The following is a 15,617-nucleotide window of genomic DNA, read 5'->3' on the forward strand; positions in this document are numbered from 1 at the left end:
TCCATGTGCGGCAGGCGACGTGCGTCGCGAACCACGGGGGAGGGGTGAGGAGCAGTCAGATCGCGGCTCGGAAAAAGTAGGTCGTACGGTGGACGATCTTTCCGTCCCGCACCAGATACGTGTCCGCGAAGCCCTCCTCCAGCGGACGGCCCAATCGGTCCCGGCCGGTGAACCGGCCCCAGCAGGCGGCCGACCCGAGATCGGAGACCACCCGGTCGACCTGATGCCGGCCGGTGGAGATGATCCGGGTGTGCCGGTAGAAGAGGTCGACATCGGCAAGGCCGGCGAGCGGGTCGTAGCCAGGGCGTTCGTAGACGCAGTCGAGGGCGAAGACGTTGGGCAGATCGTCCCACCTGCGCTCATCGATGATGGCGAACAGGTCCGCGACGAGACGTTCGGCGGTGCGCGGTGCGGGAATCAGTGTGGTCACAGTATGGAGTCTCCGATCGGGCTCGTTCCGGTGAGGCAGCTGTCACGCGGTGCGGCGCCGACCGGGCGAAGTGGGGCACCTGTTCCCGGTCGCGACAACTGCTGGAGCGTTCCCCACCCGTACGGGGAACGCTCCAGCAGCCTTCACTTCGCGGCGCACTGCGGACGCGACTTTCCGGCCGTCGCCGAGCGACTCTGGGCCCGACTTCAAGGCCGACGGCGCTTTCCGGCCAGGCCTGTGCCGGGGAAGGCGCCGGGACGCCACGCTTGAGGGGCGGTCACCCGACGATCCCGGCAAGCGGCACCCGTCTGCGGCTCAACCGGCGGTGCCGACCGAGCGCTCCAGGTGGAACAGACCTTGGCGTCACATCGTCCAACCGCGTCGGCTTCGGCGTGAAGCGGATGTGCAAGGCCTGGGCGTCTCCCGCTCCGGCTACTACCGGCACCAGGCCACTGCCGAGGCCCGCGCCGCGCGGGCCGCCCAGGAAGAGCGGGCGTGTCCGAGATCCGCGCGATCCATGCAGACCACCGGGGCGCCTAATGGTGCCCCGCCGGTCCAGGCCGAGCTCAGGGCCCGGGGGCAGAAGACCAACCGCAAGCGCGTACCCGGCTGATGGGGATCAACCACATCGTCGGGCAGCATCTGCGGCGCAAGAGGCGCACGACGGTTCGGGCCAAGACAGCCCCGCCCGCCCCCGACCTGGTGATGCGCGACTTCACGGCGGACGTGCTGGACGCCAAGTGGTGCGGCGCCATTGCTTACATCGCCGTCGGCTCTACCTGGCTGTATCTCGCGGCCGCGGCACGCGTCGGCTCGAGCTACGACGATGCCCTCGCCGAGTCGTTCTTCCAGGGCCTCAAGCGTGAGTTGCTCCGCGTAGGGCGCCGGATCTCCAAGGCCCAGAACCGCCTTGAGCTGTTCCGATGGCTGGCCTCCTGCAACCGGCGCCGACGCTACTCCGCACGCGGCTACCTCACACGAGCCGAGTTCGAACAGCAACTGATCGCATCACGTACGCTATCGCCCGTCGCATGAAACCCGGTGTCCACTCCCAGGGATCAACCTCACGAGGCGGCTCACCCGGGCTCATCCACGAGAGCCAAAAAAGTTCGGGCGGCGATGTCGAGAACCCGTGGCGGGCTCCGTCCCCGTAGTGAACGCGGCCAGAATGGGCCGCACCATTACCGAGGAGAACACGATGGCCAAGTACTTGCTGCTCAAGCACTACCGCGGTGCTCCGGCTTCGGTCAACGACGTGCCCATGGCTCAGTGGACGCCGGAGGAGATCTCGGCTCACGTGCAGTACATGAACGACTTCGCGGCCCGGCTGGAGGGGACCGGCGAGTTCGTCGACAGCCAGGCGCTCGCCCCCGAGGGGACGTTCGTCCGGTACGACGGGGAGGGGCGCCCGCCGGTCACGGACGGCCCGTTCGCCGAGACCAAGGACCTCATCGCCGGCTGGATGGTGATCGACGTCGACAGCTACGAGCGCGCCGTCGAGCTGGCCGGGGAGCTGTCGGCGGCCCCCGGGGCGGGCGGGAAGCCGATCCACGAGTGGCTCGAGCTGCGTCCGTTCCTGGGCGCGTCGCCCACCATCACGGAGTGACCCATCAGGTGAACGAGATCCTGCTCCGGAGCCTCACGCCGAGCGTGCTCGCCATCCTCGTCCGCCGCGGAGCCGACTTCGCGGCGGCCGAGGACGCCGTGCAGGACGCGCTGGTCGAGGCGGTCCGCGTCTGGTCGGCCGATCCTTCCCCAAGCTCTCGACTTCGCTCGAGCGGGGGAGACCCCAATTCGGGATCCGAAGGGCTGGCTGGTCACCGTGGCCTGGCGCAAGTTCCTCGACGCGACCCGCGCGGACACGGCCCGTCGCCGTCGCGAGGACCTCGTCGACGAGGAGCCGCCGCCCGGGCCCGCGCCCGCGGTGGACGACACGCTCCAGCTCTACTTCCTGTGCGCCCACCCGTCGCTGACACCGTCGTCCGCGGTCGCGCTCACGCTGCGCGCCGTCGGCGGGCTGACCACCCGTCAGATCGCCCAGGCCTACCTGGTGCCCGAGGCGACCATGGCGCAGCGCATCAGCCGGGCCAAGCGCACCGTCTCCGGCATTGGAGTCTCCCCTGCTCCAGCGAAGTCGAGAGCTCGGGGAAGGTTCGACCAGCCCGGCGACGTCGCCACCGTGCTGCGCGTCCTCTACCTGGTTTTCAACGAGGGCTACTCGGGCGACGTCGACCTCGCCGCCGAGGCCATCCGGCTCACCCGGCAGCTCGCGGCCGCCGTCGACCACCCCGAGGTGGCGGGGCTGCTCGCCCTCATGCTGCTCCACCACGCCCGGCGTGCCGCCCGGACCGCGTCCGACGGCAGCCTGGTGCCGCTCGCCGAGCAGGACCGCGGCCGGTGGGACACCGCGTTGATCGCCGAGGGCGTCGGGATCCTCCAGGCGGCCCTCGCCCGCGACCGGCTGGGTGAGTTCCAGGCCCAGGCCGCCATCGCGGCACTCCACGCTGACGCGCCCACCACCGAGGAGACCGACTGGGTGCAGATCGTCGAGTGGTACGACGAGCTCACGCGCCTGACCGACAGCCCCATCGTCCGGCTCAACCGCGCGGTCGCCGTCGGGGAGGCCGACGGACCGCGCGCCGGCCTGGCGGCGCTCGCGGCGCTGGATGACTCTTCCCCAGGCTCTCGGCTTCGCTCGAGCAGGGGATACCCCATCCCCCGCCACGCCGCGGTGGCGGCGTACCTCCACGAGCGCGACGGCGACCTGGCGACGGCGGCACGGCTGTACGCCGAGGCGGCCCAAAAGGCACCCAACCTCGCCGAGCGCGACCACCTGACGCGCCAGGCCGCCCGGCTCAACGCCCGCGGGTGTCGCTGACGGGTCGCGCTCGGATTTTCCCACGGCACTTGGCGCGGCCCTGTGGCCGGAGCGGTCGCCTCACAGTGAGTAAGCGGGTCGAGTCCGGGGTTGGGGAACATCGGTACAGCCATTAACGCTAAGCAGTTGGTCTTGGTCTGAGGCTTTGATTCCGGTTCGGTGAAGTTGCTCTCCACAGGGCGGTTGTCCGCGTACGGTCACGCGCCATGCCAGTGGAGTTCTTAACCGACGAGCAAGCCGCGTCGTACGGGAAGTTCAATGCGGAGCCGACCCGGCCTGAGCTGGAGCGGTTCTTCTTCCTCGACGACGAGGACCGCAAGCTGATCGCGAAGCGCCGTGGGGATCACAACCGGCTCGGCTTCGTTATCTGGAGTCGTTGAGGTCGTGTCCATCACGTCGAGCACGTACGGGTGAAGACCCCTTCGCCTCGTCCTGGATGGGATTACCTTCCGTCATCCACCACCGATGAACGGGAGGTTCCATGCGGGTACAGCGCGTGCTGATGCCGGACTCGGAAGCTGAGTCGTGGACTGTGCTCGGGGATGACCACGTGCCGATCGGGCCGATCGAGCGCTACCTGGCCTTCCTGGCCTGGGGCGAGAAGTCACCGAATACGGTCAAGGCGTACGCCCACGATCTGAAGGACTGGTTCGTCTACCTTGCCGGCCGGGGGCTGGACTGGCGGTCGGTGACGCTGGAGGCCGTCGCCGGGTTCGTGGGCTGGCTGCGGCTGCCGCCGCAGGCCCGGGACGGGAAGGTCGCGGTGCTGCCCACGGCGGACCACCACTGCGCGGAGTCCAGCGTGAACCGCAAGCTCGCCGCGCTGTCGTCGTTCTGCGAGTTCCATGCCCGCCACGGGGTGCCGCTCGGCGGGCTGATGGTGACGATGCGGCCCGCCGGCCGCCGTGGCCGCAGCAGTTCCTACAAGCCGTTCCTGGAGCACATCGCCAAGAGCTGTCCGCAGAAGGCGCGCACGATCCGGCTGCGGCAGCCGCGTCGGCGGCCGACCGTGCTGTCCGCCGCCGACGCCCAGGCAGTGCTGGACGGGTGCGAGCATCTGCGGGACCGGCTGCTGTTCGCGTTGCTGCTGGACACCGGACTGCGGATCGGCGAGGCCCTCGGGCTGCGACACGAGGACATCGCGCTGGCCGAGCGGCAGGTGAGCGTCATCCCGCGCTCGAACGCGAACCGGGTGAGGGCGAAGGCGGGCCGCTCGCGGAGCGTCCCGGCCAGCGCGGAGCTGATGCGGCTCTATGCCGACTACCTCAACCGCGAGTACGGAGCCCTCGATTCGGACTACGTGTTTGTCAATCTCTGGGGCCGCCCGCACGGCCGCCCGCTCACCTACTCCGCCGTCTACGACCTGGTGGAACGGCTGCGCCGCCGCACCGGTATCGACTTCGAGCCGCACCAGTGCCGGCACACCTACGCCACGTGGCTGCTGCGCAAGGGCGCCGGCATGGAGAGCGTGAAGGAACTCCTCGGGCACGCCTCGATCACCACCACGATCGACACGTATGGGCACCTGACCGTTGAGGACGCCCGTCGGACGCTGGAGGCCGCGGGTTGGTTCACCGGCCGGGAGGTGCGACTGTGACCATCTCGCCCCTGGCCACGGGCCCGCTCGGCCGGTCCGGGCTGCTGGAGAAACTGCTGGCCGCAGTCCGCCCGGAGTTCCGCGTCGACGTCCTGGTCCCCGACGCCGACGACCCGGTGCTGGGCTGGAAGCGCTGTCCGGTCCCGGGCTGCAACCGCGCCGCGCACGAACAGAGTATGTGCACCGGACATGCCCAGCGCTGGCGCCGGGTCGGGCGACCTGACCTCGCGGTGTTCCTCGCCGACCCCGGTCCTCCGCTCCGGGGCCTGGGCGAGCTCACGCACTGCACCGTCCCCGGCTGTCGTTTCGGCGCCTCCGGCAAGGGACTGTGCTCGCGGCATCGCGACAAGTGGTCCCGCTCCGGCAGCTCCGATCCCGCCGCCTGGGCGGCCTCCGCGCCGCCGTTGCCGGGCACCAGCCGCACCGAGTGCGCCCTGCCCACCTGCACTTTGTGGGTGGAAAACGCATCGCATGTGTTCTGCAAGAGCCATCACGTCAGGTGGTGCCAGGACGGCCGGCCGCCCGTCGACGACTTCATCGTCGAGTGCCAGTCCTTCGGTCTGCCGCGCGTGGACTTCCGTGGCCTTGCGCCGCAGCTGCGACTGGAGTTCCAGTACGCCGTCCAGGCCCGCCGCGACGAGCAGACCGTCACCGCTCCGGCACGCATGATCGCGGCCGCCATCCGCCGGGCCCAGGAGGAGAACGTCGCCTCGCTGCTGGACTACTCGGTCGAGCGATGGCAGCGGATCGCCGACCCTTACCGGCACCGGGGCGGGTCCGGCGGCTACGGCAAGCGCGTCGCGGTGTTCCTCCTCTACGCGCGAGACGCGGTCGAGACCCTCCGCGACGGCGCCGGCTGGGAGGTCGAGTACGCCCGCGACATCTGGCGGCTGGGCAAGCTGACCGGGCTGAACCGAAGCGTCAGCCGGCCCCGCCCGCGCAGCGAGCTGCGGTTCGACCGCATTGCCCAGCCCTGGCTCCGGGTTCTCGCGAAGCGGTGGATCCGGCTGCGGTTGTCGTCCGGCCTGAACGTCAGCACCGTTGTCAGCGACATGCAGGCCCTGACCCGGTTCAGCGAGTTCCTCACCGCCATCGGCCCCATGGTCGTCCGCGGCCTGGGCGACGTCGACCGGGCTGTGCTGGAGCGCTATCTGGCCTGGCTGACCGATCTGCCCGGCGGGCTCAGCTCGAACGAGAGCCGTGTCAACGGCCTGCACTTGTTCTTCCAGGCCATCCGCCAGCACGGCTGGGACGACTCCCTGCCGACCGGCGCCGCGTTCTTCACCGGCGACTGCCCGCGACGCCGCACGCGGCTGGCCCGCCACCTGGCCGAACACATCATGACCCAGGTCGAGCAGCCGACGAACCTCGACCGGTGGACCGATCCCTCCGCGCGGCTGATCACCCTCGTCCTGATCCGCTGCGGCCTGCGGGTCTCCGACGCCTGCACCATCCGGTTCGACTGCCTGCTCCACGACGGCCAAGGCGCCCCCTACCTGCGCTACTTCAACAACAAGATGAGCCGGGAGGCCGCCGTCCCCATCGATGAGGAGACCGAGGCCGAGATCCGGACCCAGCAGCAGCGCGTCCTTCAGCGCTGGCCGGACGGCAACCCGCACCTCTTCCCGCGACTGAAGGGCAACGCCGACGGGACCCGGCACTTCTCTCCGGACACCTACCGGCAGATGCTCAAGCGCTGGCTCGCCGAGTGCGATGTCCGTGACGAGAACGGATTGCCCGTCCACCTGACCCCGCATCAGTGGCGGCACACCTTCGCCACCCGGCTGATCAACCGCGACGTCCCGCAGGAGGTGGTCCGCGTTCTTCTCGACCACGACTCCCACGAGATGACGGCCCACTACGCGCGGATCACCGACCAGACTGTCCGGCGCCGCTGGGAGGACGCCACCAAGGTCAACATCCAGGGCGAGCGCGTCACCCTCGACCCCGACGGGCCGCTAGCCCAGGCCGAGTGGGCCAAGACCCGCTACGGCCTCGCCACCCAGACCCTGTCCAACGGCTACTGCGGGCTCCCCGTTCAGAGGAGTTGTCCGCATGCCAACGCCTGCCTGACCTGCCCGGTCTTCCTCACCGGCCCGGAGTTCCTGCCCGAGCTCAAGGCCCAGCACAAGCGGACGCTGACGCTCATCGACAACGCCAGAGGCTGCGGCCATCAGCGGGTGGCCGAGATGAACGAGCAGGTCGTGACCAACCTCAACCGGATGATCAACGAACTCGAAGCCGACGGTCCGGAGGCTGCCGATGCGGGCTGACAACTCCCAGCACATCATCGCCGCCGCCCGCTGCCGGGCGGCGGCGACCAGAGACCGGGCGGTCGCCGCCCTCCGGCGCATGGACGCTTCCGGACAGCCCGTCTCCTTCGACGCCGTCGCCCGCGAGGCCGGAGTCTCGCGGTCCTGGCTCTACACCCAGTCCGACCTGCGGACCGAGATCGACCGCCTGCGCGAGCGTCACGGACCGGCGCCCTCGGCGCCCCAAGTCCCCGAACGGCAGCGCGCGTCGGACGCCTCCCTGCTGCGTCGGCTGGAGGCCGCGACGGCCCGCAACCGCCAGCTGGAGGCGGAGGTGCGTGAACTCAGGGACCAGCTCGCCCGCACGCTTGGGCAGCAGAGGGCCGCTGCGGTCACCTCTTCGGGTGAAGCCAGGAGCCCACGCCAGCGGTCAGCGACGACCGTCGGTCCCTGCTGACCCGGCCCGTCGCCGACACCGGTCATCACGCAACGGCGCAGGTCAGAGCCATGTTCGGCTCTGCGACTGAAGATAAGCTTCGCCCTGCAGATGTGCACCGTGCGCTTCATCGGCCGGTTCCTGCCGGCCGATCCGCTCGATGTGCCGTGGCCGGTGATCGAGCACATCGCCGAGCAGCTCGGCATCGAGGACGTCTCCGCCGTCAAGCAGTACACCGAGCGCAAGCCGACGGCGTACGAGCACGCGTGGGAGATCCGCGACGCCTACGAGTACCACGAGTACGAGGACCCGAAGTGGTCGCGGCTGTTCCGTACGTTCCTGCACGGCCGGGCCTGGACGGCGTACGCGGAGGGCCCGAAGGCTTTGTTCGACCATGCGGTCGGCTGGCTGCGGCGTAATCGGGTGTTGCTGCCCGGGGTCACGGTGCTGGCGCGGGAGGTGTCCGAGGTCCGCAAGATCGCGGACAAGTGGCTGCACACCACGGTTTCCCGGGCGGCCTGGCGGGTGGATCCCGCCTTGCCTGCTGATCTGGTGGCGCTGCTGGAAACGCCCGAGGGCAGGCGGTATTCATACCTGGAGAACTTCCGCCGGCCGCCGACGAAGACATCGGGCACCGCGATGAAGCGGGCCCTGGAGCGGGTGGACGAGATCGCCGTGTACCGGCTGGGGCGGGTGAAGCTGGACAAGCTGCCGCCGAACCGGCTGGCCGCGCTGGCCCGTTACGGCCTGGGCAGCAAGGCGACGAGTCTGGAGCGGGCCCCGGAGGCGAAGCGCACCGCGATGCTGACTGCGGTGATGCGCCACCTGGAGGCCAAGGCGATCGACGACGCGCCGGAGCTGTTCACGGTGCTGATGGCGACCCGGCTGATCAGCACGGCGCGGCGGAAGACGGAGAAGGAACGGCTCTCCACCCTGCCGCAGCTGGAGAAGGCCGCCCGCGCGCTGGCGAAGGCGTCGAAGGTGTTCATCGAGGAGCTGGAGCTCATCGAGGAGACCGGCGCGGATGTGGATGTGTCCGCGCTGTGGGCGGCTTTGGAGGAGGTCGCGCCGCGGGCCGCACTGTCCAGCGCGGCCGCCATGGTCGTGACGCTGGTTCCGGAGGACGACGGGTCGGCAGAGAGTGCGATGCGCGAGGCCCTCGCCAACCGCTACAACACCGTGCGCCCGTTCCTGTCCCTGCTCGGCGACAGGAAGACGCTCAACGCGGCCCCGGAGGGGAAGCGGATCCTGGCCGCTGTGCGGCGTCTGCCCGCCCTGAACCGGCGCCGGGTCGACGAGAAGCCGCTGCTCAAGCGGGAGATCGACGACAAGGTGGTGCCGGCGGCTTGGCGCAAGGCGGTGTACGCGAACAAGGACCTGCCCCAGGGCGCGGTGGACCGCAACGCGTACGTGGTGTGCGTGCTCGAGCAGCTGTACCGGGCGCTGATGCGGCGCGACATCTTCGCCAGGCCCTCGCACTGCTTCGCTGACCCGCGGGCCCGCCTGCTGGAGGGCAAGCCGTGGGAGGCGGTGCGCGAGGACGTCCTGCACGGCCTGAGCCTGGACATGCCCGTCGAGCAGCACCTGGCCGAGCTGGTGCGGGTCCTGGACGCGGCGTGGAAGCAGATGGCCGAGCGCCTCGAAGAGGCCGGCGACGAGGCGAAGATCAGCATCGAGGTCCAGCCCAACGGCCGGGCCAAGCTCAACGTGGACGCGCTCGGCGCACTCGGGGTGCCCAAGTCCCTGCGCTGGCTGCGCCGCCGGGTGGAGAAGATGCTCCCGAAGATCGACCTGCCGGACCTGTTGTTCGAGGTGCACTCCTGGACCGGGTTTCTGGACGCCTTCGTGCACCTGGGCGACGGCAAGACCCGCATGCCCCGAACCCGAAGGTACTTCGGCTACAAGCGCGGCATCACCTGGCTCAACGCAGTAAATGACCAGGTCGCGGGCATCGGACAGATGGTAGTGCCGGGCACCCCACGCGACTCGCTGCACATCCTGGACGCTCTGTTGAACCTGGACGGCGGGGTGAAGCCGGAGATGGTCGCCACCGATAACGCCTCGTACTCCGACATGGTGTTCGGGCTGTTCAGGATCCTGGGCTATAACTTCTCCCCGCGTTTCAAGGACCTTGCCGACCAGCGGTTCTGGCGCGCGGAGATGCCCGGGGTCGAGGCTGGCGAGTACGGACTGCTCGATGTCCTGGCCCGCAACAAGGTGAACCTGAAGAAGGTGATCACGAACTGGGAGGACATGCTCCGCGTCGCGGGATCGCTGACCACCAACCAGGTACGGGCGTATGACCTGCTGCGGATGTTCGGCCGCGAGGGTCACCCCACCCCGCTGGGGCAGGCGTTCGCCGAGTACGGGCGGATCGCCAAGACCCTGCACCTGCTGCAGGTCGTCGATCCGGTCGACGACACGTATCGTCGGCAGATGGGCAAGCAGCTGTCCGTCCAGGAGTCCCGCCACAACCTCGCCCGCGACATCTGCCATGGCAAGAAGGGCACCATCCACCAGGCGTACCGGGACGGGATGGAAGATCAGTTGGGCTCGCTGGGTCTCGTCTTGAACGCGGTGGTGCTGTGGACGACGCGCTACATCGACGCCGCGGTGGCTCAGCTCAGGGCCGAGGGACACGAGATCCTCGACGAGGACGTCGCCCGGCTCTCCCCGCTCGTGCACAAGAACCTCAACGTGCTGGGGCGCTACAGCTTCACCGCCTCCACCCCCAAGGGCGGGCTGCGGCCGCTGCGGGACCCGGACGCGGTCGGCCTCGATGAGGATGACGACGGCAGTGACGAGTGAACGCTCCAGGACGGGGCTGGTCAGCGGGCTTCGGGCGCCGACCAGCCCGTGCAGGTGAGCTGCTACGGGCCGGCTAAGGGATGCGGATGCTGCGTGTGACGTCCGCGGCGCCGCCCAAGAGGACCAGCAGCCCCGACGCGTCGTGCTGTGCGGTGGCGGTGATCGTGGAGGGACTGCCGAGGGAGTCACCCATGTCGACGGTGATGTCGCTGATGCCCTGGTCGGCCAGGTGCGCAGCGAGGCAGGCGGTGCTGTTGGCGTTGGCGATGTCTTCCGCGACGCCGATCGACGGGGCGAACATGCGGGCCGCGGCGCGGCCAGTGGGCGTCGGCACCGAGTAGGCGTAGCAGCCCAGGAAACCGAGACGGTCGCAGGCGGCACGGAGCCGTTCGAAGTCCGGGCTGAGGGTGGTGAGAGCGGACCGCGTAGCAAGGGGAACCAGCAACCGCGACCGCCCCACTGAGGCGACGCGGGTGCCGGGAGCGAGTGTGCCCGGGGTGACACCGAGTGCGGGCAGGACAAGGTCGCACTCGATCGCTGTGGGCCTGCGGAGGCCTACGGGACCGGGGTCGAAGGCGGCATTGACATGAGTGTTCTCCCGTACGGACCAACCAGTGAAGACACGCCCTGCCGCATGGATGGTGGCTCGATACTCCCGGCCCCCTGCGCGCTCGGCCAGGAAGGCCAGAGCGGCAACCGTCCCATGACCGCACCCAGGCAGTTCTCCCTCGGCGGTGAAGAAGCGGAGGGAAACGACCGGGCCGCCCCGTCGGCTGTCGTGCACCGACACGAAGACCGCGTGCGACGTTCCCATCGCAGCCGGCACACGACGGCGTTCATCGTCGCTCAACGGCGCCTCGTCCAGCACCGCGGTGGGACTACCGCCCTGGCCGTCGCGCAGACACGCGCGGACGATCGTGACGGGCAGACCGTGCCTACTCATCGCAGTGCCGTGATCCTTGTGCCGGACCGGCGTCCGCTTCTCCCGCCCACCGCCGGCTCCACCTTCATGCCTCCGCAGGATTCTGATCGTTCTGTTCTTGCGCCTGCGCCCAGGTGATCGCCCATTCGTCGAGCGGTCGGAGGGCGTGACTGAGTGCTGCCCCCAGGCGAGTGAGCTCGTAGCCGTCGGCTGAGGGGGCGATGATCCCGCTTGCCGTGAGTTCGCGAAGCCGCTGGTAGAGGACGCTGGATGACATTCCTTCGCAATGTGCCAGCAGCGCGCGGGCGCCGAGCGGACCCGCACGCAGCTCCCAGAGAATGCGCAGCGCCCACCGACGACCGAAGAGGTCCATCGCGGCCATGATCGGACGGCCGGTCGTCGATCCACGAACCGGTGTTCCTGGGCGCGGTGTCGGCATGGCCCTCCTTGTGTTTCGTTATTCGAAACACTAGCATCCGTGCGTGTTTCGAATTTCGAAACAACCTCAACGGGAGCGCCGATGCCGCGAATAGCCCTGCTGGAACCGCCGTACACCGACCAGGCCGGCGCGCTGCTCGCGCGCATGATGCCCGGGGACGTGCCACCGATCGGGCTGTTCCGGATGTTCGCCAGAAACCTCCCGATGGCCGGCGCCATGCACGGATGGGGGCGCTATGAGCTGGGCCGACAGCTGACCCTGACCATGCGGGAGCGCGAGATCGCCATCGACCGGACGTGCGCGCTGTGCGGCTGCGAGTACGAGTGGGGCGTGCACATGATGACGTTCGCCGAACGGGTCGGGCTCACCCGCGAGCAGGCGGCATCCCTGGTGCACGGCGGCCCCGCTGACGAGTGCTGGACGTCCGAGCGGGAACAGCTGCTCATCCTCGCCGTCGACGCACTGCACGAGCGTTCCGACATTGATGACGCGCTGTGGACACGGCTCGTGTCGGTCTTCGACGAGCTCCAGCTGCTCGATCTGCTTCTGCTGTGCGGGTGGTACCACGCCGTCAGCTTCGCCGCGCGCGCCGCGCGTGTGCCGCACGAGCCCGGCGCGCCTCGCTTCGCCGACTTCCTCCCCAGCACGACCGGAACCAACCGGTGAGCCCTGTCCGGGAGCACTCCGAGGCGCGGCTCCTTGTCCCCTCCTTGATGTTCATCGCCTTGGTCGTGGCGGCAGTCGCCAGCCTCGGGGCACCGCTCATCACCAGCGTGGCGACCACGTTCCACGTCTCACTCGACAGCGCGCAGTGGACGCTGACCATCGCGCTGCTGAGCGGCGCCGTCGCTACGCCCGTCCTCGGCCGGCTCGGAGCCGGCCCACACCGACGAGCCACGATTCTCGCCACGCTGGCGGTCGTCGTCGCCGGCGGTGCGCTCACCGTGCTGCCGCTGCCGTTCGCGTGGCTGCTCGTCGGCAGGGCGGCCCAGGGCGTCGGGCTCGGTCTGACGGCGCTGATGATGGGCGTGGCCCGTGACCATCTTCCCGAGAGGCGCAGTGCGGCCACGATCGCCCTGATCTCGGTGGTCTCGATCATCGGGGCCGGCGTCGGGTACCCGCTCGCCGGGCTGCTCGCCGAGCTCGGCGGGGTGCGGGCCGCCTACGGCCTAGGTCTGTTCGTCACCGCTGCCGCTTTCCTGGCCGCGTGGCGCTCAATACCCGCGGCTCCCGAAGGCCGCTCAGCTCACGTGGGCGTTGCGAGCGCGCTCGTCCTGGCGGGTGGACTGTTCCTCGTCCTGTTCCTCGCAAGCGAGACGAGTCTCTGGAGCCATCACCTCGCCGCGGCGGCGAGTCTCGCCATCGTCGCCGTGCTCCTGCTCTGCGTCTGGACCGCCTCCGAGCTGCGCAGTAAGACACCCTTGGTCGATGTCCGGGCGGTGCGGCACCCGGCGGTCGCCGGAGCGAACATCGCCATGTTCGTCGGCGGGATCGGCATGTACCTCCTGCTCACGCTGATCACCCGCTACGCGCAGACACCGCACAGCGCCGGCTACGGCTTCGGACTGACCACCTTCGTGGCGGGGCTGGTCCTCGTTCCGTTCTCCGTGCTGGGGTTCGTCGCCGGCAAGCTCACGCCGCGGGTTCGGATGCGGATCGACGGCCCCCTGCTCCTGGCCGGCAGCGCCGCCATCGTCGGCGGCGGGTTCGTCCTGTTCGCCACCGCCCGGTCCAACCTGGCCGAACTGCTCGCAGCCATGGGCGTGCTGGGCTTCGGCGTCGGCAGCTTCTCGGCCGCCATGCCCGGCGTCATCCTGGCCGTCACGCCCAAGAGCGAGACGTCGAGCGCCATGAGCTTCAACTATGTCGTCCGAAGCGTCGGGTACTCCCTGGGCAGCGCCATCGGCGGCCTGGTGCTGGCCGCAGGCACCGACACCGACCACCTCTTCCCGAGCGATGGCGCCTACACCACGGCAGCGCTGGTCGGCATCGCCACGATGGCGATCACGACGATGGCCAGCCTCGCCCTCGCCGGCCGCTCGCCCGAGACCGACCCGATCGAGGAGCCGGCAGGAGGTACCAGTCGTACCACTACGCCGTGATCGGCCGTCAACGCCGAGCCCTTGCCACAGATGCCGCCGGAACCGGCGCTGTCGGTGCCGAGGACGCCTGTGCGCCTTCGGCACCGACAACCGCCTGATCCGCGATCCCCGGCACGCCCCATCCGATCGAACCGGAAGCTAAGGACCCCGCATGCAGTTCCCTCACATGGCAGCCCGCAACGTCGTGACACTCGCGCTATCCGAAGATGCGGCCGCTGATGACGTCACCACTCGATGGAGCGTCGCGCCGCGACAATGGGCGACGGCAGTCATCATCACCCGCCAACCGGGCCTGGCTGCCGGGATGCCCCTGGCTGCCGAGGTTTACGCCCGTATCGGCGGCGAAACACGGATCGACGAATCGGTGCCCGACGGCACTCGACTTGAGGCCGACGATGTCCTGGCGAGGATATCCGGCCCGGCACACCAGATCATCACCGGCGAACGGACGGTGCTGAACCTCCTCCAGCGGCTTTGCGGCATCGCCACACTCACCGATCGGTATGTGGCCGCCGTGCGCGATCTGCCTGTCCGCGTCCTGGATACCCGCAAGACCGCCCCTGGACTTCGGTTGCTGGACAAGTACGCGGTCGCCGCGGGCGGAGGGCACAATCATCGGCTGGACCTCGGTGCCATGGTGCTCCTCAAGGAGAACCACATCGCGGCCGCCGGCGGCGTCACCGCCGCCATCGACAGCGTCCGCAAGAACATGGCGTCGGAGGGCAAGACCATGGCCATCGAGGTGGAGGTGGCCACGCTCGCCCAAGCCCGTGAAGCGCTGAAGGCCGAGCCGTCATGGATCATGCTCGACAACATGGCCGTGCCGCAGCTGGCCGAAGCAGTCCGCCTTCGACGCGAACTGGCCCCCGCCTCCGGCATCAAGCTGGAGGCCTCGGGCACGATCACCTTGGACGACTTGCGCGCCGTCGCGGAAACCGGTGTCGACGCCGTCTCCGTCGGCGCGCTGACCCACAGCGCGCCGGCCATGGATCTGAGCATGCTTCTGAGCATCTCCCCATCTTGAGAGGCCGAGTCGGCAGCCTCGGTCGAATCGCAGACTCCCAGCGTCGCAATTGCGACGCGACTGCACGATCCGACATTCGGGAGGAACCTGCGACGGTCGACCGCAGGGTCGGAGCCGACCAGCTCGCGCTCCGGATCATCCCGGCGACCCGCCGCCGGATACGATCGAACTGAATTGCTAATACGACGTCAGATGTGCACTTCGAACACTGGAGGTTCCATGCCCAAGGGCTACTGGGTCAGCGTCTACCGCACCATTTCAGACCCTGAGAAGCTGGCTGCCTACGACAAGCTGGCCGGCCCGGCCGTCCGGGCCGGGGGCGGGCGGCTCCTCATCCGAGGCGGCCGGAGCGTCGCACACGACGCCGGAATCGCCGAGCGCACCATCCTGATCGAGTTCGACAGCTTTGAACAGGCCCTCGCGACACGCGAGAGCGAGGCCTACCAGGAGGCGCTGGCCGTCCTCTCCGACGGCGTCGAGCGCGACTTCCGCATCGTCGAAGGCATCGACTGACAGTCGGCGACCCGCCCGGCGTCCAGCTCCGGCAGGCACCGCGACGGAGAAGAAGCACCACACCGCCGGGCAGGCAGGCGGCCAGAGCGAAGATCCACCATCTTGAAAACCTCTGATCAACGGTGCTGGTGTGGCAGGGCTCGTGGGTTCTCGTGCTGGTGGTGGGCGGCTGCCTCGGGTCTTGATCGTCTGTCAGCGGTTGACTTCGAGGTCGGT

General features: G+C 69.3%; 12 protein-coding genes and 3 pseudogenes. 12 read left to right on the forward strand and 3 right to left on the reverse strand.

Features of this window, described 5'->3' with window-relative positions:
* Positions 1-55: 55 nt before the first annotated feature.
* Complete coding sequence (locus ACIBK6_RS33455; RefSeq protein WP_399055717.1) at positions 56-430, reverse strand: nuclear transport factor 2 family protein; 375 nt, start codon at positions 428-430, stop codon at positions 56-58.
* Between the two features lie 612 nt (positions 431-1,042).
* On the opposite strand from ACIBK6_RS33455, the gene ACIBK6_RS33460 reads away from it, so the two are divergent.
* The 8 genes and pseudogenes from ACIBK6_RS33460 to ACIBK6_RS33495 form a co-directional block, all read left to right on the forward strand.
* On the forward strand, positions 1,043-1,465 hold the full coding sequence (locus tag ACIBK6_RS33460) for a hypothetical protein (protein WP_399055719.1): 423 nt from the start codon (positions 1,043-1,045) through the stop codon (positions 1,463-1,465).
* Between the two features lie 163 nt (positions 1,466-1,628).
* Entirely contained in the window at positions 1,629-2,036 is a 408-nt protein-coding gene (locus tag ACIBK6_RS33465) for a YciI family protein (RefSeq protein WP_399055721.1), read from the forward strand.
* A gap of 8 nt (positions 2,037-2,044) precedes the next feature.
* Positions 2,045-3,308 (forward strand): annotated as a pseudogene (locus ACIBK6_RS33470) (RNA polymerase sigma factor).
* A gap of 206 nt (positions 3,309-3,514) precedes the next feature.
* Positions 3,515-3,676: pseudogene (locus ACIBK6_RS33475) on the forward strand (DUF4158 domain-containing protein); the annotation flags it as partial.
* Positions 3,677-3,858: 182 nt separating this feature from the next.
* Complete coding sequence (locus ACIBK6_RS33480) at positions 3,859-4,905, forward strand: tyrosine-type recombinase/integrase (RefSeq protein ID WP_399055724.1); 1,047 nt, start codon at positions 3,859-3,861, stop codon at positions 4,903-4,905.
* Positions 4,902-7,178 (forward strand): tyrosine-type recombinase/integrase, encoded by a 2,277-nt coding sequence (locus tag ACIBK6_RS33485; RefSeq protein WP_399055726.1) that lies wholly within the window; start codon positions 4,902-4,904, stop codon positions 7,176-7,178. The genes ACIBK6_RS33480 and ACIBK6_RS33485 overlap by 4 nt, the downstream gene beginning before the upstream one ends.
* Positions 7,168-7,614 carry a DUF6262 family protein gene (locus ACIBK6_RS33490; protein ID WP_399055728.1) on the forward strand — a complete coding sequence of 149 codons (447 nt, stop codon included), beginning with the start codon at positions 7,168-7,170 and terminating at the stop codon, positions 7,612-7,614. Before ACIBK6_RS33485 ends, ACIBK6_RS33490 begins: the two co-directional genes overlap by 11 nt.
* A 69-nt stretch (positions 7,615-7,683) precedes the next feature.
* Positions 7,684-10,401, forward strand: a pseudogene (locus ACIBK6_RS33495) (Tn3 family transposase); the annotation flags it as partial.
* A 73-nt stretch (positions 10,402-10,474) separates the two neighbouring features.
* On the opposite strand, the gene ACIBK6_RS33500 reads toward ACIBK6_RS33495, so the two are convergent.
* Positions 10,475-11,344: a PhzF family phenazine biosynthesis protein gene (locus ACIBK6_RS33500; RefSeq protein WP_399055730.1), complete on the reverse strand. Its 870-nt coding sequence runs from the start codon at positions 11,342-11,344 to the stop codon at positions 10,475-10,477.
* Between the two features lie 64 nt (positions 11,345-11,408).
* Entirely contained in the window at positions 11,409-11,705 is a 297-nt protein-coding gene (locus tag ACIBK6_RS33505) for a winged helix-turn-helix transcriptional regulator (protein ID WP_399055837.1), read from the reverse strand.
* Positions 11,706-11,843: 138 nt separating this feature from the next.
* Here ACIBK6_RS33505 and ACIBK6_RS33510 point away from each other — a divergent pair, with 138 nt between their 5' ends.
* The 4 genes from ACIBK6_RS33510 to ACIBK6_RS33525 all read left to right on the forward strand — a co-directional run bounded on the left by ACIBK6_RS33510 (position 11,844) and on the right by ACIBK6_RS33525 (position 15,401).
* Positions 11,844-12,428 (forward strand): carboxymuconolactone decarboxylase family protein, encoded by a 585-nt coding sequence (locus ACIBK6_RS33510; RefSeq protein WP_399055732.1) that lies wholly within the window; start codon positions 11,844-11,846, stop codon positions 12,426-12,428.
* A 47-nt stretch (positions 12,429-12,475) separates the two neighbouring features.
* Positions 12,476-13,864 (forward strand): MFS transporter, encoded by a 1,389-nt coding sequence (locus tag ACIBK6_RS33515; protein WP_399055839.1) that lies wholly within the window; start codon positions 12,476-12,478, stop codon positions 13,862-13,864.
* 166 nt (positions 13,865-14,030) lie between these two features.
* The gene (nadC, locus tag ACIBK6_RS33520) at positions 14,031-14,888 is read left to right on the forward strand and encodes a carboxylating nicotinate-nucleotide diphosphorylase (RefSeq protein WP_399055734.1); all 858 of its coding nucleotides are present in this window, start codon (positions 14,031-14,033) and stop codon (positions 14,886-14,888) included.
* 219 nt (positions 14,889-15,107) lie between these two features.
* Positions 15,108-15,401, forward strand: coding sequence for a DUF1330 domain-containing protein (locus ACIBK6_RS33525; RefSeq protein ID WP_399055736.1), 294 nt, complete (start codon positions 15,108-15,110; stop codon positions 15,399-15,401).
* The last annotated feature ends 216 nt before the right edge of the window (positions 15,402-15,617 follow it).

Source organism: Streptomyces sp. NPDC050485 (genome assembly GCF_044458185.1).
In the GTDB taxonomy this organism is placed as follows: domain Bacteria; phylum Actinomycetota; class Actinomycetes; order Streptomycetales; family Streptomycetaceae; genus Streptomyces.